General features: G+C 65.8%; 17 protein-coding genes. 8 read left to right on the forward strand and 9 right to left on the reverse strand.

Features of this window, described 5'->3' with window-relative positions; translation table 11 throughout:
* Positions 1-55: 55 nt before the first annotated feature.
* The 5 genes from BM125_RS12960 to BM125_RS20255 form a co-directional block, all read right to left on the reverse strand.
* Positions 56-1,372, reverse strand: a complete 1,317-nt coding sequence (locus BM125_RS12960) for an ABC transporter permease (RefSeq protein ID WP_092408706.1) — start codon at positions 1,370-1,372, stop codon at positions 56-58.
* Between the two features lie 10 nt (positions 1,373-1,382).
* The gene (locus tag BM125_RS12965; protein WP_092408636.1) at positions 1,383-2,546 is read right to left on the reverse strand and encodes an ABC transporter permease; all 1,164 of its coding nucleotides are present in this window, start codon (positions 2,544-2,546) and stop codon (positions 1,383-1,385) included.
* Positions 2,547-2,562: 16 nt separating this feature from the next.
* Positions 2,563-3,249, reverse strand: a complete 687-nt coding sequence (locus BM125_RS12970; RefSeq protein ID WP_092408638.1) for an ABC transporter ATP-binding protein — start codon at positions 3,247-3,249, stop codon at positions 2,563-2,565.
* A gap of 49 nt (positions 3,250-3,298) precedes the next feature.
* The gene (locus tag BM125_RS12975) at positions 3,299-4,525 is read right to left on the reverse strand and encodes an efflux RND transporter periplasmic adaptor subunit (protein ID WP_092408640.1); all 1,227 of its coding nucleotides are present in this window, start codon (positions 4,523-4,525) and stop codon (positions 3,299-3,301) included.
* 103 nt (positions 4,526-4,628) lie between these two features.
* The gene (locus tag BM125_RS20255; RefSeq protein ID WP_175498074.1) at positions 4,629-4,802 is read right to left on the reverse strand and encodes a hypothetical protein; all 174 of its coding nucleotides are present in this window, start codon (positions 4,800-4,802) and stop codon (positions 4,629-4,631) included.
* A 74-nt stretch (positions 4,803-4,876) separates the two neighbouring features.
* Between BM125_RS20255 and BM125_RS12985 the strand changes: the two genes are divergently transcribed.
* From BM125_RS12985 to BM125_RS13020, 8 genes are all read left to right on the forward strand, one after another.
* Entirely contained in the window at positions 4,877-5,563 is a 687-nt protein-coding gene (locus BM125_RS12985; protein ID WP_092408644.1) for a fumarylacetoacetate hydrolase family protein, read from the forward strand.
* A gap of 254 nt (positions 5,564-5,817) precedes the next feature.
* Complete coding sequence (gene mscL, locus BM125_RS12990) at positions 5,818-6,228, forward strand: large-conductance mechanosensitive channel protein MscL (protein WP_092408646.1); 411 nt, start codon at positions 5,818-5,820, stop codon at positions 6,226-6,228.
* Between the two features lie 157 nt (positions 6,229-6,385).
* Positions 6,386-6,913, forward strand: coding sequence for a hypothetical protein (locus BM125_RS12995; RefSeq protein ID WP_092408648.1), 528 nt, complete (start codon positions 6,386-6,388; stop codon positions 6,911-6,913).
* Positions 6,910-7,584: a PspA/IM30 family protein gene (locus BM125_RS13000; protein WP_092408650.1), complete on the forward strand. Its 675-nt coding sequence runs from the start codon at positions 6,910-6,912 to the stop codon at positions 7,582-7,584. Before BM125_RS12995 ends, BM125_RS13000 begins: the two co-directional genes overlap by 4 nt.
* On the forward strand, positions 7,584-8,291 hold the full coding sequence (locus tag BM125_RS13005; RefSeq protein ID WP_092408652.1) for a YqiJ family protein: 708 nt from the start codon (positions 7,584-7,586) through the stop codon (positions 8,289-8,291). Before BM125_RS13000 ends, BM125_RS13005 begins: the two co-directional genes overlap by 1 nt.
* Positions 8,292-8,299: 8 nt before the next feature.
* Entirely contained in the window at positions 8,300-9,994 is a 1,695-nt protein-coding gene (locus BM125_RS13010; protein WP_217647867.1) for a flotillin family protein, read from the forward strand.
* Between the two features lie 147 nt (positions 9,995-10,141).
* Positions 10,142-11,584, forward strand: coding sequence for a M28 family peptidase (locus tag BM125_RS13015; RefSeq protein ID WP_092408654.1), 1,443 nt, complete (start codon positions 10,142-10,144; stop codon positions 11,582-11,584).
* A gap of 431 nt (positions 11,585-12,015) precedes the next feature.
* A complete protein-coding gene (locus BM125_RS13020) occupies positions 12,016-14,919 on the forward strand; it encodes a bifunctional diguanylate cyclase/phosphodiesterase (protein WP_092408656.1) in 2,904 nt (967 codons plus the stop codon).
* Between the two features lie 59 nt (positions 14,920-14,978).
* Here BM125_RS13020 and BM125_RS13025 read toward each other — a convergent pair whose 3' ends face one another.
* The 4 genes from BM125_RS13025 to BM125_RS13040 are packed head-to-tail and all read right to left on the reverse strand — an operon-like array spanning position 14,979 to position 20,567.
* On the reverse strand, positions 14,979-15,842 hold the full coding sequence (locus tag BM125_RS13025) for a TrmH family RNA methyltransferase (protein WP_245778918.1): 864 nt from the start codon (positions 15,840-15,842) through the stop codon (positions 14,979-14,981).
* Positions 15,839-16,399 carry a GNAT family N-acetyltransferase gene (locus tag BM125_RS13030; RefSeq protein WP_092408658.1) on the reverse strand — a complete coding sequence of 187 codons (561 nt, stop codon included), beginning with the start codon at positions 16,397-16,399 and terminating at the stop codon, positions 15,839-15,841. Before BM125_RS13030 ends, BM125_RS13025 begins: the two co-directional genes overlap by 4 nt.
* Positions 16,396-19,518, reverse strand: coding sequence for an efflux RND transporter permease subunit (locus tag BM125_RS13035; RefSeq protein WP_092408660.1), 3,123 nt, complete (start codon positions 19,516-19,518; stop codon positions 16,396-16,398). The genes BM125_RS13030 and BM125_RS13035 overlap by 4 nt, the downstream gene beginning before the upstream one ends.
* Positions 19,515-20,567 carry an efflux RND transporter periplasmic adaptor subunit gene (locus tag BM125_RS13040; RefSeq protein WP_092408662.1) on the reverse strand — a complete coding sequence of 351 codons (1,053 nt, stop codon included), beginning with the start codon at positions 20,565-20,567 and terminating at the stop codon, positions 19,515-19,517. Before BM125_RS13040 ends, BM125_RS13035 begins: the two co-directional genes overlap by 4 nt.
* Between the last annotated feature and the right edge of the window lie 135 nt (positions 20,568-20,702).

Genomic DNA, 20,702 nt, shown 5'->3' on the forward strand with positions numbered 1-20,702 from the left:
CGAATCCCGAATCCCGAATCCCGAATCCCGAATCCCGAATCCCGAATCCCAGCTTCTAGGACTCCCGCAACGCCGTCGTCACCGGCAGCCGCGCGGCACGCACCGCAGGCAGCAGTCCGCCGACAAAGCCGATGGCCAAGGCCCACTTGATGCCGGTCCATAGCAACGCCGGCGACACCGAGAAGCGGAACACCACCTGGCTGAAGTTGGCGCCGAGGGTCGAGACCGTGTAGTTGTTGAACAGCAGCCAGGCGATGAGGGCGCCGAGCAGGCCGCCGATCAGGGCCAGCAGCATGGTTTCGAGCATCACCGAAATCACCACCGGCGGCGCGCGGAAGCCGATCGCGCGCAAGGTGGCGATCTCGCGGGCACGGGTGGCGACGGCGGCGTACATCGAATTGAGCGCGCCGAAGATCGCGCCGATCGCCATGATCGTCGCGATCACGATGCCGACGATGCGGATGACCTTGCTGAGCTGCTCGGACTGCGCGGTGTAGTAGTCGAGCGTGGTCTTGGCTTCGACCTTCATGCGCGGATCGCTGGCCAGCGCGGCCTTCAGCGTATCGAGCGCCTCGGGTGAGGTCAGGCGCACGGTAATCGACTGGAAACCCTGGCGCCGGTAGGCGGTCGAGATCGTTTCGACATCGCCGAGCAGTTCCGATTCATGCGCATCGCCCGATTCGAAGGCGCCGACGATCGTCCATTCCTGGTTGTTGAGCTTGATCCTGGAGCCGACCTCGAGGCCGGCAAATTGTTGGCGAGCGCCGACGCCGACCACCATTTCGCGCAGCCCCGGGGTGAACTTGCGGCCCTCGACGATGCGAATGTTCGGCCGCGCCGCCCAGGCCTGCGTCCCGATCCCGCGAACTTCGACGTTGGCGTCGGTGCCGGTCGACTTCTTCGGCAGGTTGGCAACCACCACGAGTTCGGGCGAAGCGATCGGCTTGCCTTCGGCGTCCTTGAGGATGCCGGGCTGCTGGGCGATCAGGGTGGCATCCTCGCGTGAAACCCCGGAACTCAGTTCGGCAGTGGCGCCGCCACGCAGGATGATCGCGGTTTCGGTGTCACCGGTGCTGCGCAGGGTCTTCTGCAGGCCATCGCCCATGGCCAGCATTGCGACCAGGACACCAACCACGCCGGCGATGCCGACGACGATGACCGAGGATGCGCCGAGGCGCTGGCCGAGCGTCGACACACCGACCCAGGTCACCGAGGCCGCCTGGCCTCCCGTACGGGTCAGCAGCATCCACAGGCCGAGCAGCACGGCGAGTCCGAGCAGCACCTGCCAGGGCAAGACGACCCAGGCGAATACCGAGACGAGGATGATCGCCAGCAACATCAGGCAGAACAGGAACGATTTCAGTTTGCGCATGGTGGTTTCCTCAGCGTCCGGCCAGTGCATCGACGATATTCAGGCGCATCGCCCGCAGTGCCGGCAGCACGCCGACCAGGAGTCCGATCAGGATCATCAGACCAAGGCCGATTCCCCAGGTTGCTGCCCCCACAGGCGGCAGCTGCATGCGTCCGCCGGTGGCATCGCCTATGACCGGCAGCAGCAGCGAGACGAGGACCATGCCGAGCACTCCGCCGATCACGATCAGCAGCACGGCCTCGGCGAAGACCAGGGCGAGCAGGGAGACGTCCGAGAATCCGATCGTCTTCAACGTGGCCAGTTCCGGGATGCGCTCGCGCACGGCCTGGGCCATCGTGTTGCCGGTCAGCAACAGCAGGGTGAAGAAGACCGCGCCCATGATCGCGCTGACGATCAGACCGATGTCGCCGAGCTGCTTGGCGAAGGACAGATTGAAGGCCTGCTCCGTTTGCGTCTTGGTTTCATGGTCCGAATTGGCCGAGATCGCATCGATCGCCTTGGCCACCGCATCGGACTGCTTCGGGTCGGTGACCTGGACGATGTACCAGCCCACCTCGTGCGTACCGTAGCTGTTGGCTTCGTCGAAATAGTCCCAGCGGAAGAAGAACTGCTGCTCCAGACCCTTGAGCTTTTCCTCCTCAACCTTGTAAATGCCAACGATGTCAAAGGTCCAGGTGGTCTCGCCGGTGGCTTTGTTCGGATAGATCGCGCCGGCGATCGGCACCTTGTCGCCGACCTTCCAGCCGAAGCGTTTGGCCAGCATCTCGCCGACGATCGCACCGGTGCGCGTCTGCCTGAAGGCCGCTAGCTGATCTGGTGCCACGCTGATCTCCGGATAGATGTCGAAATAACCCGGATCGATCGCGATATTGATGCCCTGGTTCTTGCGGTCCTGGTAGTAGCCGCCGAACCAGTTCGCCCAGGTCAGGTTCTTTACCCCGGGCGTGGCCTGGATGCGCGGAATCAGGCTCTGTGGCAAGCCCTGGATGATCGAATACTTGGACGACACGACCATGCGGTCGACGCCGGCCGCATCGCTGCCGGCATTGAATGCCACGCGCACCGCATCGAGCAGGCCGAACAGCAGGAAGGCGGCCAGCACCGACAGCAGGGTCAGCATCGTGCGGGTCTTGCGCCGGAACAGCGCGGCCCAGATTAGATGGAAATATTTCATCGCTGCGTCCTCCGCCTCAAGCGGCCGTTTGCTCGACCAGGGTGCCCTTGTCCAGATGCAGGGTATGCGAGGCGTATTCGGCCGCCTTGGGATCGTGGGTGACCATGATGATGGTCTTGCCGTGCTCGCGGTTGAGCTGTTGGAGCAGCCCCAGTACTTCTTCCGCCGACTGGCGGTCGAGATCGCCGGTCGGCTCGTCGCAGACCAGCAAGGTCGGGTCCGAGACGATCGCGCGCGCGATCGCCACGCGCTGCTGCTGGCCACCCGATAGCTCGTTCGGCTTGTGGCTGGCACGGTCGGACAGGCCGACCAGTTGCAGTGCGATCGAGGCATTGCGCTTGCGCTCGGCCGCCGACAGGCGGGTCAGCAGCAGCGGCACTTCGACATTCTTCTGCGCCGAAAGCATCGGCAACAGGTTGTAGAACTGGAAGATGAAGCCGACGTTGGCCGCGCGCCACTTGGCCAGGGCCCCGCCGCCGAGCCGGTCGATGCGCTCACCGGCCACGCCGATCGAGCCGGCGCTCGGCGCATCGAGGCCGCCGATCAGGTTGAGCAGGGTCGTCTTGCCCGAACCGGACGGTCCCATCAGGGCGAGAAAGTCGCCTCTCTGGATGTCGAGGTCGATGTGATGCAGAACCTCGACCTTCTGCTTGCCGCGCTCGTACGTCTTGCTGACGTCGCGGATTTCAACCAGTGTGCTCATGGCGTTTCCTCGCTTGGCTGTATCGTGAATTTCGCGGATGGCATGCAAATTATTTGATGGTGATCCGGGCGCCGTCCGCCAACTCGGCCGGCGGCTCGCGGACGACACGCGTGGCATTGGCGATGCCCTCGACCAGGCGCAGGTCGCCGACGCTCTGCCCAGGGACGACGGGACGCGACCTCGCGCGCTCGCCGTCGATCTCGAAAACCACGCTGCGACCGTCACGCTGGACGATGGCCGAAGCCGGCAGCAAGACGCCCTTCGGCACTTCACGCGCGGACGCCGGCTGCGACGCCTGCTCCATGAACGAGACCCGCGCGCCCATGTCCGGCAATACGCGCGGATCCTTCTGCTCGAGCCCGACCCTCACCTTGACCGTGGCCTTGCCGCGATCGGCGGTGGGAATGATCGCGATCACGCGGGCCGGAATGGTCCAGTCCGGATAGGCATCGAGAACAGCCTCGGCCGGCGCACCCGGCGTGACACGGTTGATGTAGGACTCGTTGACATCGACCTCGATTTCCAGCGAATCCATGTCGACGATGGTGCCGACGCCGGTGCGCGTGAAACCGCCGCCGGCGGACAGCGGCGAGACGATCTCGCCGACCTGGGCGGCCTTGGCGATGATGACGCCGGCGAACGGCGCCCTGACCGTGGTGTAGTCGAGCTGGACCTGGGCGCTGCGCAACTGCGCGGCGGCGAGGTCGATCGTGCGTCGCTGCGAATTCAGCTGGGCGCGCAGGCTGTCGACCTGGGTGCGCGCATTCTCGAGAGCCTGTTGGGAAACCAGCTTTCGCTCGATCAGGTCCTGCTGGCGGGACAGGTCCCGTTCGGCCTGGGCCAGTTGCGCCTCGTTCTGTCCGACCAGCGCGCGGGCCTGGGCAAGTTGCGCCGTGGCCTGGGCCAGGGCGGCCTGTTGGGCGGTATCCTCGAGGCGGGCCAGCACCTGGCCGGCATCGACATGCTCGCCCTCCTCGATCAGGACCTCGGAAAGCGTGCCCGTGATCTGGGCGGAGACGGTGGCCTGGCGGCGTGCGGTGACGTAACCGGTCGCCTGCAGGACCGTTTCCGGGGAGCCGCCCGCGGCCGAGGGCGCAACCGCGCTCACCGCCGAGACCTCGAATGCCCTGGCCGAGGTCGACATCCACCAGTAGACGCCACCCGCGGCCAGCGCGACGACAACGACCAGGGCGATGATCCATGGGGTGCGCGACATCGGTTCGACCTTGTTGCGGTCGATGCGCAGCTGGTTGAGCAATTCGCCCTTGTTCTCCATTCTTCGGTTCCGGTCGCCTGCGAGGGCGCTGAGTCTGCCATAGACTGCGCACTGTTCCGATTTCCCACAACGCACCCGAGTAATGGCGGGCAGGTGACGAATGTCAGGCAATGGCGGCGCCGGGTACTCCGGGACTCCAACCTGGCAGAAGCTCGGGCTGCGCTGTGGACAAGCCGTCCTGGCCGTGGATCCGCCGGCTGACCACGCCGGCATGGTCGGACTTGCGATCATCGACCTGCAGTTGCCCGGACCTGGTCGAGGTCAAGGTGTGCGCCATCGACGCCGGCTGGTATCGCGCAAGGAACAACGTGCGAAAATGCGCCCTGCCCCGTCCGCCGAGGAATTCCGCCCGTGACCTATGCCATAGCACCGCATGCCCAGCCCTGCATTCCGGTTGCCGGCACCGACCTGCGCTTTCCGCTGCACCGCATCTACTGCATCGGGCGCAACTACGCCGAGCACGCGAAGGAAATGGGCTCGGAGGTTGAACGGACGAACCCGATCTTCTTTTCCAAGCCTGCCGATGCCATCGTCATCGACAACGACGACGTGCCGTATCCGCCGGCGACCAGCGACCTGCACCACGAAGTCGAGATGATCGTCGCCCTGGCCGATGGCGGCCGCGACATCCCGACCGAGCATGCCCTTGATCGCGTCTATGCCTACGGCGTCGGCCTCGACCTGACCCGTCGGGACCTGCAGCTGGCGGCCAAGAACAAGGGCAATCCCTGGGACGTGGCCAAGGGCTTCGACGACTCCGCACCCGTCTCGGCCCTGCATCGGGTCAACGATATCGGCCACCCCGCCCATCGCCAGCTCAGCCTGAGCGTGAATGGCACGCTGCGCCAGCAGGCCGACATCGACGACATGATCTTCAGCGTGGCCGAAATCATCCATCGGCTGTCGAAGCTCTACACCCTCAAATCCGGCGACCTGATCTTCACCGGAACGCCGGCCGGCGTCGCCGCGCTGGCCCGGGGCGACCGCTTCCACGCCGAGCTGGCCGGTATCGCGAACCTGGAGGGCCGCATCATCTAGGGAGGCTCTGAGCCAGTGGCACAACCGTCACGCCACCTGCCTGCGGGCATATCGCGGCACGCCGGCGCAGACATGCTGGCCGTCTTTCAAGGCGGCGCAACACTGATCAACGCGCAGACGGGTGATCGGGGGCGCCGTTACATGCCCACAACGTGAAACAATGCAAAGCCAGCACAGGATGGTCGGCTACTCCCTAAAGTAGCGCCGCGCCAGCCGCGATGCTGACGTCTTCTTTCACAGAGAGGGAACCAGTCATGGGCATGATTTCCGAGTTCAAGAGCTTTGCCATGCGTGGCAACGTTGTCGACCTGGCGGTCGGCGTCGTCATCGGCGCGGCATTCGGCAAGATCGTCACTTCGCTGGTCAACGACGTCATCATGCCGCCGATCGGCAACCTGATCGGCGGCATCGATTTTTCCGCCTACAAGTTCGTGCTGACCCCGGCCGGTGCGGACGGCAAGGGCGAAGTCGCGATCATGTACGGCGCCTTCCTCAACACGATGATCCAGTTCGCCATCATTGCCTTCGCGATCTTCCTCGTGGTCAAGGCGATCAATCGCCTGAACCGGAAGGAGGAAGCCGCGCCGGCCCCGCCGCCGGCCGACGTCGTCCTGCTCACCGAAATCCGCGATCTGCTGAAGCAAGGAAAGCAGACCACCGGCTAGCCGTCCATCCGCAGTGCTGGATGGGCCCGCCCGGGGGCATACGGACCTGGGCGAGTGGGACGGCGCGAAAGCGATTTGGCACAGATCGATCGCAAACGTCTTGCGATTGTAAGACGTTTGAGTTAGGCTGCATGCACTGCCCCACCGGGACCTGACAGTGGCCAAACAAACGATTACGATCCGGCTGGATGAGGACGACCTGACCTATCTGTCGTCGGTCGAGCTCAACGGGGCAGCGAATCTCAGTGAAAAGATCCGTGCATTGCTGGCCGAGGCACGCGCGCAGAGGGATGGCATGCAGGATTCCGGTTTGGCCTGGGATTTCACGCGACGCCTTTTCGCCGGCCCCGAACGCGGCATTCGCGAAGCGGAACTCCAGGCACAGATGCGCTCCGAATTGATCGCGCGCATCACCGGCTGGCTGCCGGACGTCTCGGCGCTGGTCCTTGCCGGTGCGCCGGCGCATGCGGCCAGCCCGCGCGAACGATCCGAAAGCCTGCGCAAGCTCGAGCGCTCGCTCGGCGAGCGCGTGCTGAGCCTGGTCGACTCGATCGTGCAGATGTCGTTGGCCGGCTTCCCCGGCTGTTACGAGCCGGAAGCCCTGAATCGCCGCGCCCAACCTGCACTGCGCGCCCTCGCAATGCAGGCGACCCCCACCCTCAACGAAGAGGTAAACCCATCATGAGCGAGTCACTCGCAAGTCGGGTCGGCAGGATCATCGCCGGAGGCTTCCATGCCCTCGTCGATGCGGTCGAAAATGCGGCCCCCGAAAGCGTCATGGAACAGGCTATCCGTGAGATCGAGTCGGCCATTGCCGACGTGCGCGCGGACCTCGGCAAGGTCGAGGCGCAACGGCATCTGAGCGCCAAGCGCCTGGCCGAGGAAGGATCGCGCCACGAGACCCTGACCGAACAGGCCCAACTGGCCCTCGAGCAGGGCCGCGAAGACCTCGCCAGCGCCGCCGTCGAACGCCAGATCGACATCGAGTCGCAATTGCCGATCCTCGAATCGCGCATGACCGAGCTGGCCGAGGAAAAGGCGCGCCTGGAAGGCTACGTCACCGCGCTGCTGGCCAAGAAGCGCGAGATGCGCGAGGCCATGGCCGACTTCCGCAAGGCCCAGGAGCAGGCCGGCGCGGCATCGACGAGTGGCGGTGCGACAGCCAGGAAGGATGCCGCCTCGGCCCGCGCCGAACGCGCCACGGATGCTTTCGATCGCATCTTCCAGCGCCAGAGCGGACTGAGCGCCACGCGCGGTGCATCCGACCGCAACGTCGCCCAGCTCGCTGAACTCGAGGAGCTTGCGCGCAGAAACAGAATCCAGGAGCGGCTTGCGGAACTCAAGGCGCGCTCCTGATGGACTGGATCGGCGCTCCCGGCAACCAGCCGTTCGTCGTCGCCCTGCTCGTCATGTTCGGGTTGACCGCCGTCGAGGTGATCGCCCTGCTCGTCGGATTCAGCCTCAACGACATGGTCGATGAGTTCGTCGTTCCGCACACCGAACTCGACGCGCCCGATGTCGACGGTCCCGGCCACGCTTCGCACGGTCTCGATTCGGTCAGCGTCGAAGGGCCGGGCATGGTCGCGCGCTTCCTCGCCTGGCTCTATATCGGCAGGGTGCCGGTGCTGATGGTGCTGATTGTGCTGCTCACGGTATTCGGACTATGCGGCCTGATCGGCCAGGGCATCCTGAAATCGCTGACAGGCTTCAATGCGCCGGGCATCGTCGCCGCGCCACTCGTGCTGGTCGCCTCATTACCGATCGTGCGCGCCTGCACGGCCGGCCTGCACAGTATCCTGCCCCAGGATGAGAGCAATGCCGTCGATCCATCGACCTTCGTCGGACGCACGGCCACGATCACCAACGGTACCGCGCGGACGGGCCTGCCAGCCGATGCCAGATTGCGCGACCAGTTCGGCACCGAACACCATGTGCTGGTCGAGCCAGAGGAAGCCGGACAGACCTTCGCCGCCGGGACACTCGTCCTGCTCGTCCGCCAGGTCGGCGCCGGCCGCTTCTCCGCCATCCCCAATCCCAACGACGCCCTTATCGATACGGAGTGAGTCCCACCATGGATCTGAACTTTCCCTACATGTCGATACTGCTTCCGGCCGGCGTCATCCTGGTCGCCCTGTTCGCGCTCGGCATGGTCTTCGCCCGCCTGTACCGGCGTTCGAGCAAGGAAATCGCGTTCGTGCGCACCGGTCTCGGCGGCGAGAAGGTCGTGCGCGATGGTGGCGTGCTCGTGCTGCCGGTGCTGCACGAGACGATCCCGGTCAACATGAACACGCTCAAGCTCGAAGTGCTGCGCGCCCGCGAGGCCGCCCTGATCACCCGCGATCGCATGCGCGTCGATGTGCAGGCCGAGTTCTATGTGCGCGTGAAGCCCGATGCACAGGCCATTTCGACAGCAGCGCAGACCCTCGGTCGGCGCACGATGGATCCGGCGGCGCTCAAGGAGCTGGTCGAAGGCAAATTCGTCGACGCCCTGCGCGCTGTGGCCGCCGGCATGAGCATGGAGGAACTGCACGAGAATCGATCGGATTTCGCCCAGAAGGTCCAGGTCGCGGTATCCGAGGATCTGCACAAGAACGGCCTGGAACTCGAGTCGGTGTCGCTGACCGGGCTCGACCAGACCGCGGCTGATTTCTTCAACCCGCAGAACGCCTTCGACGCTCAGGGCCTGACCAAGCTGACCCAGGAAATCGAACTCCGGCGCAAGGAACGCAACGATATCGAGCGCGACACGAAGATCCAGGTGGAATTGAAGAACCTGCAGACCGAGCGCCAATCGCTCGAGATCGCTCGCGACCAGGAATATGCGCGCCTCTCGCAGGACCAGGAAATCAAGGTACGTGCCGCCGAGGCCGCGTCGATGATCGCCCAGCAGGAAGCGGATCGCCATCGCGAAGCCGAGCAGGCCAAGATCAGCTCCGATCGCGCGATCGCCGAGAGTGAAATCGACAAGCGCCGCTCGATCGAGCAACGCGAGATCGAGCGCGAACGCATTATCCGCATCGCCCAGCAGGAGCGCGAGATCGCGATCTCGCAGAAATCGCAGGAGGAGTCAGCGGCCAAGGCCGAGGCCGATCGCGCGCTGGCCAAGGCGGTGGAAGCCGAGGAAGAGGTCAAGAAAGTCCGCGAGACGGCCGTGGCCGAGCGCGCCAAGGCAGTCAAACTGGTCCAGGCCCGCGAACACGCCGAACAGGACGCCATTGGCATAACGGTGGCCGCCGAGGCGGAAAAGAAGGCATCCGACGACCGCGCCGAGGCGCAACGCGTCAGCGCGACGGGTGAGGCCGACGCAGTGCGCATTCGAGCCCAGGCGGACGAGGAACGCTATCGGGTCGAGGCCGAAGGCAAGCGCAGCATCAACGAGGCGCGCAATGCACTCAGCGAAGAGCAGATACGTCTCGAGATCAAGCTCGAACTTCTGCGCCAGCTACCCTCGATCATTGAGCAGGCGGTCAAGCCAATGGAGCGCATCGAGGGCATCAAGATCGTCGACGTGCGCGGCATGAATGGTGGCGGCGGGAGTGGTGGCGACGGCAATGGCTCGGGCGACGGCAACCTGGCGCGCTCCGTGGTCGACCATGCCCTGCGCTATCGCGCCCAGCGGCCGCTGATCGACTCATTGCTGAAGGAAGTCGGACTCAATGATCTTTCCGATCTGAGCGGACTTGCCGCGGAACAAAAGCCGGAGCCCGAAGCGCCAAAAGACGCACATGGCCCTACGAAGGCGCAAAAGCCTGCCGATCAGTCCTGATCCGGCCATGAGCGAGGCCCGCCGGATGACGTGCCTCGCTTGAGGGTTGCACTTCGCGTTGCCGGCTGCGCATGCCGGTGACCTTTGCCATGGTCCCGATCGGGGCGCTTCTGGCATGATCGGCGTTTGCCTCGGCAGAGATCGACCATGCCCCGATTCGTTGTGCTCACATCGCTATTCCTTCTCACCGCCTCGACGCTGCACGCCGCGCAGGAAAGTGCGCCCACGCTTATTCCGCAGCCCGCGATCGAGCAAGCGTCGCTCCTGCGAGAACAGGCGCTCAACGACAATGTCGCCTACGCCATCATCGAAGGCCTGACCACCGAAGTCGGGCAGCGGCTCGCCGGCAGCGAAAACGATCTCAAGGCGCGCGAGTGGATGATCGCGAAATTCAAGGCGCTCGGCTTCGACAAGGTCTGGACCGAGCCGGTCAGCTATCCGAAATGGGTGCGCCGCAGCGAGAGCGCTGAAATCGTCGAACCGTTCGCGCAGCCACTGGTCCTGACGGCATTGGGCGGCTCGGCGGCCACGCCGGTCGATGGCCTCACCACCGAGGTGGTCGCCTTCGATTCGCTCGATGCGATGAAGGCCGCGGAGGACTACAAGGTGCGCGGCAAGATCGTCTACGTCGGGATTCCGCGCATGCACGCACTGCCCGATGGTCGCGACTACGGGCCGGGATCGAGCGTGCGCGTGCAGGGGCCGGAACTGGCTGCGGCCAAGGGCGCGGCGGCCTTCCTGTTGCGTTCGGTCGGGTCCGACGAGAACCGGCTCGCGCACACCGGCATGACGAAATTCTCCGACCCGGCCAAGGCGATTCCGGCCGCCGCCCTTTCGAACCCGGATGCCGACCAGCTCGAACGCATCCTCAAGCGCGGCAAGCCGGTGAAGATCCACCTCGCCCTCGATTGCGGCGTCGAGGGTCGCTACACGGGCGCCAACGTGATCGCCGAGATCACCGGCAGCCGGCGGCCGAACGAGTACTTCCTCACCGGCGGCCATCTCGATTCCTGGGACCCCGGTACCGGCGCCATCGATGATGCCGCCGGGGTGGCCATCACCACGGCTGCAGCAAACCTGATCGGCCAGTTGCCCAAGCGGCCCGCGCGCAGCATCCGCGTGGTGGCATTCGCCAACGAGGAATCGGGACTTTTCGGCGGATTCGCCTATGCCGCCCAGCACCACCTTGAGATCGGCAAGGCGGTGCTCGGCGCGGAGTCCGATGGCGGTGCCGACCGCATCCTCAAGGTCACCGCATCGGTCAAGCCCGAAGCCCGTGGCGCCATCGACCAGATCGCCGCTGCACTGAAGCCGCTCGGCATCGAATACGACCCCGCGGCGGGCGGCAGTGGCGGCTCGGACCTCAGCGCCGTGCATGCGGTCGGCATGGCCGGCCTCTCGCTGCATCAGGACACCTCGCGCTATTTCGAGTGGCATCACACTGCCAATGACACCCTCGACAAGGTCGACCCCGGGCAACTGCGCCAGAATGTGGCCGCTTATGCCGTATCGATGTACCTTGCCGCCGAGGCCGAAGGCGACTTCGGCTCCGCGCCGGGAGCGTTCGCGACCGAAAAGGACTCGCACTGAACCCTGCTGCAAAGCCGACGGGACGCACAGCGGGGGTCGCCTGACATGAGCTGGCCGGCGTGGGAGGGTCTGCTGGCACGCCGCCCGCGCAATCCGGGGCGCGATTCCCCAGCCCACAGGCCCGGCTGTCGTCCCGCCCGGTGCTCGGCATCGACGCTGGCCTGATCTGGCGGCCAACGAGAGGGAGTCCGGCCTGCTTACCGCCCATGCCGGCGGCGCGAAACTTGCAGGGGTACTTTAGCCATCGGCCAGATTGATGGCCGGGCTTCCGGGTGCGCGTAGCAGGCACCCGGAAAGACCGACCTTCAGGCTGGAAACGGGCCGGCACCGATGTCACGGGCTGGCCTGCCATCGCAGGCAATTCGTCGGGCATCGGATGCTTCGACAGGTCCGCGATCGAATGCTAGGGTGAGTGCCGCAGGGGGAAGAATGTGGAAACGCTGATCGGGCTGCTGCGTCCTCGGTCGCCGGTGCGCAACATCGGACCGGCGGCTGCAGCCTGCGCGCTGGTCCTTGCCACCGAAGCCCCGGACCTCCAAGGGCTGGCCGCCATTGCCGAGCGCTTTTCGCTCGAGTTCCTGCATTGCCGCACGGCCAGGCTTCGCCTGAACGACGCCGGCGCAGGCACCCGCCCACGCGACATCGATCCGGGCCCGGCCGAATGTGCCGTCGCGCTCGCCCATGGCCGGGCGAGCTTGCATCTGACCTTCGATGCGGACGCAATGACCGACAGGGAGTGGTTGGAGCAGGACTGCGCGTGGATCGACCTGGTCGATCTGCGCCTCGAGGAAATCCTCCGTTTCCAGGATCGCGACGAGGAAATTGCCGCGGCCCGATACAACGAACTTCTGCAGCGTGCGCTGTACACGATTGCCGACCTTTCCTACGCGGACATCAGCGTCCCGGAGATGCTCGCCCGCGTACATGAGGTCGTCGGCAGCCTGACCTATGCCGAAAACTTCTACGTCGCCCTGTACGACGACGTTCTCGATGTCGTCTATTTCCCCTACTACGCCGGAATCGACGATCCGAACAATTCGACCGCGTCCACCCACCTGAAGGCCAGGGACTTTCCAAACAGCCTGACCTTCGCGGTCGTGCACAGTGGCAAGTCCCTGCTCGGGCCGAGCGCGGAGCTGCGCGCAGGGCTGGGCCTTTTCCCCGACGAGCGACTCGGCCCGGAGTGCGTCGACTGGCTCGGCGTCCCGATGCTCGAAGGCGACCGCGTGCGTGGCACCGTCGTCATCCAGAGCTACGACGAGAAACGCCGCTACAGCGAAGCCGATCGCGCCCTGCTGACCTTCGTCGCCCAGCAGACCCTGTCCGCGGTAACGCGCAAGCAGGCCCACGACCGGCTGGAACAGGAAGTCAAGCGCCGGACCGCCGAGCTGGCCGATGCCAACCGGACCTTGCGCGAGGAAGTGCGCGAGCGCCAGCGCGGACAACGTCTGCAGGCGGCGCTGTTCCGCATCGCCGAACTGGCCAGCGAGCACGGCAGCATCGAGGCCTTCTTTGCCGGCGTGCACGAGGTCGTCGCGGAACTGCTCAACGCACGCAATTTCTTCATCGCGATGGTTTCGGACGACGGCAGCGAACTGAGCTTTCCGTATTTCGTCGATGAGCGCGATCGCCCCCTGCAGACGCGCCGGCTGACCAATGGCATTACCGAATGGGTGCTGCAGCAGAGGCGCCCCTTGCTGGCGACGCAGACGACCATTCGCACCCTCGCGGCAGAACAGGGGCTCATGGTCTTCGGCACGCTGCCCGAATGCTGGCTCGGCGTGCCACTGCTGCTCGAAGAGCACGCGGTCGGGGTGATGGTCGTACAGAGCTACGACGCCGAGGACGATTACGGCCCGGCCGAACAGGACGTCCTGCAGTTCGCCTCGCTGCACATCGCCACCGCCCTGGAGCGCAAGCAGGCCCAGAATCGCCTGCGCAGCGCCTACGCCGAACTCGAGCGACGTGTCGAGGAGCGTACGGAGGAACTGCGGCTGGCCAACCAGGACCTGCGCGAGCAGATCCAGGTACGCGAGATGACCGAATCACTGCTCAAGCATGAAACCCTGCACGATGCGCTGACCGGCCTGCCCAACCGGACTTCGCTGCTGGAGCGCCTGCGGGTGGTCCTCGCGCGCTACCGCAAGGACCACGCCCGTCTGTTCGCCGTGCTGTTCCTGGATCTCGACCGATTCAAGGTCGTCAACGATTCGGTTGGCCATCTGCTGGGCGACGAATTACTGATCGAGGCGGGGCATCGCATCGCCGGCTGCGTGGGCGCAGGCGGACTGATCTCGCGGCTCGGGGGAGACGAATTCACGATCCTGCTCGAGGATATCGGCGGACCCGAGGATGCCTGCGAGGTCGCGCGCAGGGTCCTGAACGCGCTGGTCGACCCGATTCGGCTCGGCGACAAGGAGATCTATTCCTCGGCCAGCATCGGCATCGCCCTCGCCCACGAGCGCTACACGCGGCCCGAGGAACTCCTGCGCGACGCCGACGTTGCCATGTATCGCGCCAAGGCGCGCGGCCGGCAGCGCTACGAACTGTTCGACGAGCAACTGCGCCTGGAGGCGCTGAACATGCTCGATCTCGAAAGCGAGATGCGCCGGGCGCTGACCCGCAGCGAGTTCGAACCCTTCCTGCAACCGATCGTTCGCCTCGCCGACGGGGCCGTGCTCGGCTACGAGGCGCTGCTGCGCTGGCGACATGCGTCCCGGGGCCTGCTGTTGCCGGCGGATTTCCTTGCCGTAGCCGAAGACACCGGCAATATCGAGCAGATCGACTGGCAGATCTATGAGCAGGTTTTCAGCGCGATTCCGGGTCTCGAGGACGCGCAGGCCTATGTCAGCATCAATGTATCCGCCCGCCACTTCCGCGCGCCCAACCTGACCGCGAGCCTGCTCGACCTGCTGCGGGCGTATCAGGTGCATCCCTCCCGGGTCCGCATCGAGGTGACCGAGGGCGCGCTCCTGCAGGACCCCGAACAGGCGGCCCGCACCATGCTGAGCCTGAGGGATGCCGGCGTGCTGACCTCGCTCGACGACTTCGGCACCGGCTATTCGTCGCTCTCCTACCTGCATCGGTTTCCGTTGCATTCGCTGAAGATCGACCGCTCCTTCGTCGCCGAGCTGAAATCCGATCTAAGCGGCAGCGCGGCGGCGGTGGTGCGTGCGATCCGGGCCCTGGCCGGCTCGCTCGGCATGGAAGTCATCGCCGAGGGTATCGAGACGACCGCGCAATGCGATGCCCTGATGCGGCTCGACTGCAGCATCGGCCAGGGCTTCCTGTTCGCCCTGCCGCGACCGGCATTGGAATTGACCCTGGCCAGCTGAACGGCGGTACGAACGGATCGATCAGCGCCAACCGACTCTGGTCCCGGGCGGCGCGGCCGTCAGTGGTTCTGCCGCCAGTACTCGCCCAGGATGGTCGCCGCGCTGGCTGCAATATTGAGGCTTTCGACCGCGCCGCTGCCCGGAATGCTGACGCGCAGATCGGTCGCTTCAAGCAGTGACTGCCCCATCCCCTCGCCCTCGGCACCGAACACCAGCACGATCCTCGACGGGAGATTCGTCGCGTAGAGGGCGGCGCCCTGCCTCGGCACGGTTGCCGCAAGCGCATAGCCGGCGCGTCGCAGGGCGGCTATCGCCGTCGGCTCATCGTCCACGCGAACCAGCGGCACAGCTTCCGCGCCGCCTTCGGCAACGCGTGCAGCGGCGCCGGACAGGTCAAGTGAAGAGGCCATCGGCACGATCACTCCGGCCGCTCCGAAATGTGCGGCGCTGCGCAGCACGGCGCCGAGGTTGTGCGGATTGCCGACGCCGTCGAGCCAGATCAGCAGCGAGGCCTGCGGCGCGGCAGGCTGGGTCTCGAGCAAGGCCGCAAGTCCGAGTGGCGGCGGACGCAGCATTTCGAAACAGACGCCTTCGTGGTGCCGCGAGCCGGTCAGCTTGTCGAGATCGCCGCTTTCCACGATGCGATAGCCGAGGCGGTTTCTTGCGCACCAGGCCAGGACCGGCCTGAACGCGTCGAGCCGGGCCTCGGTCAGGTAGACCTTGCGCAGATCCTGTGGCCGTTTCGCATAGGCCGCCAGGCAGGCGTTGTATCCATACAGTCGCATCTCGCCGCTCGGTCGCACGAACGGCAGCCGGGCCGGATCCGCATCCTCCGCGCCGATGTCATGACTGCGCTCGCGCGCAGGCGTCTTCGTCTTCCAGGGTGATGGCGGCTTGCCGCCCTTGCGTGGATGATCGGTCACTGAGCGCAGCCCTGCCGGCGGATCGGGAAGTCCGGCCGGATCATGGCATACAACCACAGGTCGAAGACCTCGCTGCCCTTGATCGCGGCCCGGCGCAGCGTGCCCTCACGCACGAATCCACTTTTTTCCAGCACCCGCGCGGAAGCCGGATTGTTGACGAATACGGTCGTGTGCAGGCGCTCATAGCCAAAATTGGCGAACACGTGTTCGCACCAGGGCGGCACGATCCGACTCATGATCCCCTGCCCCCAGTAACGGCGGCCGAGCCAGTAGCCGAAGTGCGCCCCGATGCGCAGCTCACCCTTGCCCGGACGCAAACCGATGCCGCCGACCGCAGCACCCTCGATCTCGATGGCCAGGTTCAGTGCAGGCGGCTCGACGGTCTGCTCGAGGAAGCGCGTTGCATCGACCATCGTATAGGGAAACGGAAAGCGGTCCGACAGGCGCGCGGAAACCGCCTCATCGTTCGCGTGCAGGACCAGCGCTGCGGCGTCTGTCGTTCGCCACGGGCGTAAAACGAACCCCTCGCCCCGGATAGGCAACGAGGGAACGCTCATGCATGGCCGCCGACGGCCGGCGTCTCCGCGTCGAGTTCGTCGATGCGGCGCGCCAGCGCGTCGGGCGAACGCGTGTATGGCGCCAGCAGCGAATAGAACGACGGCACGACGAACAGCGAAAGCAGGGTCGAAAAGGCAACGCCGAAGATGACGACCACGCCGATCGCGGCGCGGCTGGCCGAGCCCGGGCCACCGGCCAGGACCAGGGGCACGGCGCCGGCAATGGTCGCCACCGAGGTCATCAGGATCGGGCGCAGGCGCACCGCGGCCGATTCGGCGATGGCGTCGGCGATGCTCATGCCTTCGTCGCGCAGCTGGTTGGCGAACTCGACGATCAGGATGCCGTTCTTGGCGGCGAGACCGATCAGCATGACGATGCCGATCTGGCTGAACAGGTTCAGTGAATTGCCGGTCAGCCACAGGCCGATCAGGGCGCCGAGGATGGCCAGCGGCACGGTCAGCATGATCACGAACGGATGGATGAAGCTTTCGAACTGGGCGGCCAGCACGAGGTAGACGACGAGCAGGGCCAGGGTAAAGGTCAGCACGACCGCGCCACCGGCCTTGAGGTATTCGCGCGAGTCGCCCTTGTAATCGATTTGCGCCGAGGGCGGCAGTTCCTCGGCCGCGGTCTTCTGCACCCAGTCCAGCGCCTCGCCGAGGGTGTAGCCTGGTGCCAGGCCGGCCGACAGGGTGATGCCGCGCAGACGGTTGAAGCGGTTCAGCCGTCCCGGCTCGGCCAGTTCATGCACGCTGACCAGGTTGGACAGCGGGATCAGTTCGCCGCTGCGCTGCGAACGCACGTAGAGGTTGTCGAGGTCCGCCGGCGATGCGCGATCGTCACGCTGCGCCTGCATGATCACGTCGTACTCCTCGCCCCCTTCGACGAACGTGGTGACCTGACGGCCGCCCATCATGGTTTCGAGCGTGCGCCCGATCTCCTGCGCAGAAACGCCGAGATCGGCGGCGCGCCCGTGATCGATGTCGATGCGCATCTGCGGCTGGGTTTCCTTGTAGTCGGAATCGGGACTGAAAAGCCCCGGGTTCGCTTCCATGCGCGCGAGCATGCGGTCGCGCCACTGGGCCAGCTCCTTGTAGTCGGGCCCGCCGAGCACGACGTTCAAGGGCTGGCCGCCGCCGCGGATCAGCCCGGTGCGCACGAACGGCACGGCGCGCACGCCGGGCAGCGTGGCCAGGTCCTTGCGCAGACCGTCGGCCACTTCGGAGGTCGACTCGTTGCGCTGGCGCCAGTCCTTGAGGAATACCGTCAAACGGCCGGTGTGCATTTCCTGGCTGGCCCCGTAGCTGCCGGGCACGCGCGAATTGATGCGCTCGATCGGGCCGCCCTCGCCGATCAGCCCGCTGAACTTCTTCTCGACCTGCTGCATCTGCTCGACCGTGTAGTCGTAGCCGGCGCCCTCCGGGCCCGTCACCGACACGAAGAAGACGCCGCGGTCTTCCGTTGGCGCGAGTTCGGCCGGAACCACGCGCAACAGCAGTCCGCTGGCGACCAGGGCACCGAGCATGAGCAGGCCGAACAGCACCGGCTTGCCGCTGCTGCGCGTGACCAGGTTCCGGTAGCGTGCGGTCAGGCGCTCGAGATGCCCATGGATGAAGGCATTGAAGCCACGCTTCTCGCGATGCGGACGGACCAGCTTCGAGGCCATCATCGGGGTCAGGGTCAGGGCGACGAAGGCGGACAGCGCGACCGCGGTCGCCAGGGTCACCGAAAGTTCGCGGAACAGGCGACCGGTGTTGCCTTCCATGAAACCGATCGGCAGGAATACCGAGACCAGCACGGCGGTGGTCGCGATGACGGCAAAGGCAACTTGGCGGGCCCCGCGCTTGGCCGCGACCAGGGCCGGCTCGCCGAGATCGGCGCGACGCTGGATGTTCTCGAGGACGACGATCGCATCGTCGACGACGAGGCCGATGCAGAGGACCAGGGCGAGCAGGGTCAGCAGGTTGATCGAGTAGCCGAACGCGTAGAGTCCGATGAACGCCGAGATCAGGCAGACCGGCACGGTCACGGCCGGAATCAGGGCCGAGCGCGCACTGCCGAGGAAAAGGAAGATGACCAGCACGACCAGCACGCCACCCTCGATCAGGGTCGCGTAGACGCGCTCGACCGCCGATTCGATGAACAGGGTCGAATCGTAGGCGACAAAGATCACGGTGCCTTCCGGCAAGGTTTTCTGCACGCGCTCGGCCTCGGCGCGCGCGGCGCGGGCGACATCGAGGCTGTTGGCGGTCGAGGTCTTGACGATGCCGAGGCCGACATTTGGCTGGCCGTTGCTGCGCAGGTAGGAACGCCGCTCCTCGGCCGCGCGCTCGATCCGCGCCACGTCACCGAGACGCACGACATAGCCATCGCTGCCCTTGGCCAGGGCGAGCTTGGCGAAGTCCTCGGACTTGGCATAGTTGCGCTGCACGCGCAGGGTGAAATCCCGATTTTCAGACTCGATCTGGCCAGCCGGCAGCTCGACGTTCTCGCGGCGCAGGGCGGCCTCGACATCGGAAACGGCCAGACCGCGCGCGGCCAGGGCCTCGCGATCGAGCCAGATGCGCATTGCATAACGCTGGCCGCCACCGACATAGACGCGGGCGACGCCCTCGATCGCCGACAGGCGGTCGGTCACGTAGCGTTCGGCGTAGTCGCTCAGTTCGAGGGCATCCATGCGATCGGAGCGCATGTTGAGCCAGAGGATCGCATCGGAGTCGCTCTCGACCTTGGATATCTCGGGTGGATCGGCTTCTTCCGGAAGGCGGTCCTGGACGCGGCTGACGGCGTCGCGCACGTCATTGGCGGCGGCTTCGATGTCGCGGCTCAGGTTGAATTCCATCGACACATCGGCGCTGCCATTGCGGCTGCTTGACTCGACCACGTCGACACCCTCGATGCCAGCCAGAGCATCCTCGAGGACCTGGGTGATGCGGGTCTCGACGACGGCCGCCGACGCACCGGGATAGTTCACCTCGACCGAAACCACCGGCGGATCGATGGCCGGCAGCTCGCGCAGGGTGAGCCGCGAGAACGACATGACGCCGAGCACGATCAGCAACAGGCTGACCACGGCCGCGAAGACCGGCCGCCGTATCGAGATGTCGGAGAGGTTCATGAGGAGGCATCCTTCGGCTTGCCGGCATCGGTGATCTTCGAGCCTTCGCGGACCTTGACGGTGCCGTCGACCACGATGCGCGCATCGGCATCGATGCCGTCGACGATCTCCACCTTGCCGAACTGACGTGCGCCGAGCGTGACCTTTACCCGCTCGACCGTGTCGTCGTCCTTGACCCGATAGACGAAGGAATCAGGTCCGATCTGTTCGATGGCGATCTCGGGCACGGCCAGCACGCGTCTCTCGGGCCTCAGGACATGCACGGTCATGAGCATGCCGGGTCGCAGCGCATGGTCGGCATTCGGCAGCTCGGCACGGACCACGACCGATCGGGTCATCGGATCGACCCGCGAATCGACCGACAGCACCTTGCCGCTGAATTCGCGGCCCGGAAAGGCGATGCTGGTCGCGGTCAGCTGCAGACCCGGACCCAGGGCGGCCAGGTAGCGTTCGGGCAGCGAGAAATCGAGCTTGATCGTGTCGATGTCGTCGAGGGTGGTGATGACGGTACCCGGCGTGACCAGGGCGCCGACACTGACCTGGCGTAGCCCAAGCACGCCCGAGAATGGCGCGGTCACCACGCGATCGGCGAGCTGGGCGCGCAGCAGGGCGACCCGGGCCTGGGCCGAATCGTGGGTGGCACGCGCGGTATCGGCGACCTGCTTGGACACGGTGCCCTGGCGAACCAGGTCGTCGTTGCGGTTCATCAGGCGCTCGGCATCCTTGTAGGTGGCCTGCGCCTCGGCGAGGGCGGCCACCTGCTGGCCCGAAGTCAGCTCGACCAGCACGTCGCCGGCGTCGACGCGCTGGCCATCGGTGAAATTCACCTTGCGCACGGTCTCGGTGATCTTGGCGGTCAGGGTCACCGATTCGCGCGCCTTGGTCGTGCCGACCGCCTCGATCGTGTCGACCCAGTCCACGGGTTGCACGAGGGCCGTCGTTACCGGAATGGCCGCGGCGCCTTTTCCTGCCGCTCCGCTATCCGGCTCGGAGCAAGCGGCCAGCGTGAGCAAGAGCGCGGCGAGCAAGGTGGCGTTCGATTTCTGCATCGGTGTGCGTGGTCCCGTGGATTGTTTCGCGATCCCGTCCCGTTTGCGGACGGAGGGGGTGCCCGGCCGGACCGGCGTTGGCTGCCGGTCGATCGGGTTGGTGATGACGCGTCCCAGCGCCGCATGGTGGCGACC

This window comes from Dokdonella immobilis (genome assembly GCF_900115085.1).
GTDB classification, from domain to species: domain Bacteria; phylum Pseudomonadota; class Gammaproteobacteria; order Xanthomonadales; family Rhodanobacteraceae; genus Dokdonella; species Dokdonella immobilis.

Bases quoted from the DNA above. Each gene is read 5' to 3' on its own strand.
- BM125_RS12960 (WP_092408706.1), bottom strand. From the start codon at position 1,372: ATGCGCAAACTGAAATCGTTCCTGTTCTGCCTGATGTTGCTGGCGATC.
- BM125_RS12965 (WP_092408636.1), bottom strand. From the start codon at position 2,546: ATGAAATATTTCCATCTAATCTGGGCCGCGCTGTTCCGGCGCAAGACC.
- BM125_RS12970 (WP_092408638.1), bottom strand. From the start codon at position 3,249: ATGAGCACACTGGTTGAAATCCGCGACGTCAGCAAGACGTACGAGCGC.
- BM125_RS12975 (WP_092408640.1), bottom strand. From the start codon at position 4,525: ATGGAGAACAAGGGCGAATTGCTCAACCAGCTGCGCATCGACCGCAAC.
- BM125_RS20255 (WP_175498074.1), bottom strand. From the start codon at position 4,802: ATGGCGCACACCTTGACCTCGACCAGGTCCGGGCAACTGCAGGTCGAT.
- mscL (WP_092408646.1), top strand. From the start codon at position 5,818: ATGGGCATGATTTCCGAGTTCAAGAGCTTTGCCATGCGTGGCAACGTT.
- BM125_RS13000 (WP_092408650.1), top strand. From the start codon at position 6,910: ATGAGCGAGTCACTCGCAAGTCGGGTCGGCAGGATCATCGCCGGAGGC.
- BM125_RS13005 (WP_092408652.1), top strand. From the start codon at position 7,584: ATGGACTGGATCGGCGCTCCCGGCAACCAGCCGTTCGTCGTCGCCCTG.
- BM125_RS13010 (WP_217647867.1), top strand. From the start codon at position 8,300: ATGGATCTGAACTTTCCCTACATGTCGATACTGCTTCCGGCCGGCGTC.
- BM125_RS13015 (WP_092408654.1), top strand. From the start codon at position 10,142: ATGCCCCGATTCGTTGTGCTCACATCGCTATTCCTTCTCACCGCCTCG.
- BM125_RS13030 (WP_092408658.1), bottom strand. From the start codon at position 16,399: ATGAGCGTTCCCTCGTTGCCTATCCGGGGCGAGGGGTTCGTTTTACGC.
- BM125_RS13035 (WP_092408660.1), bottom strand. From the start codon at position 19,518: ATGAACCTCTCCGACATCTCGATACGGCGGCCGGTCTTCGCGGCCGTG.
- BM125_RS13040 (WP_092408662.1), bottom strand. From the start codon at position 20,567: ATGCAGAAATCGAACGCCACCTTGCTCGCCGCGCTCTTGCTCACGCTG.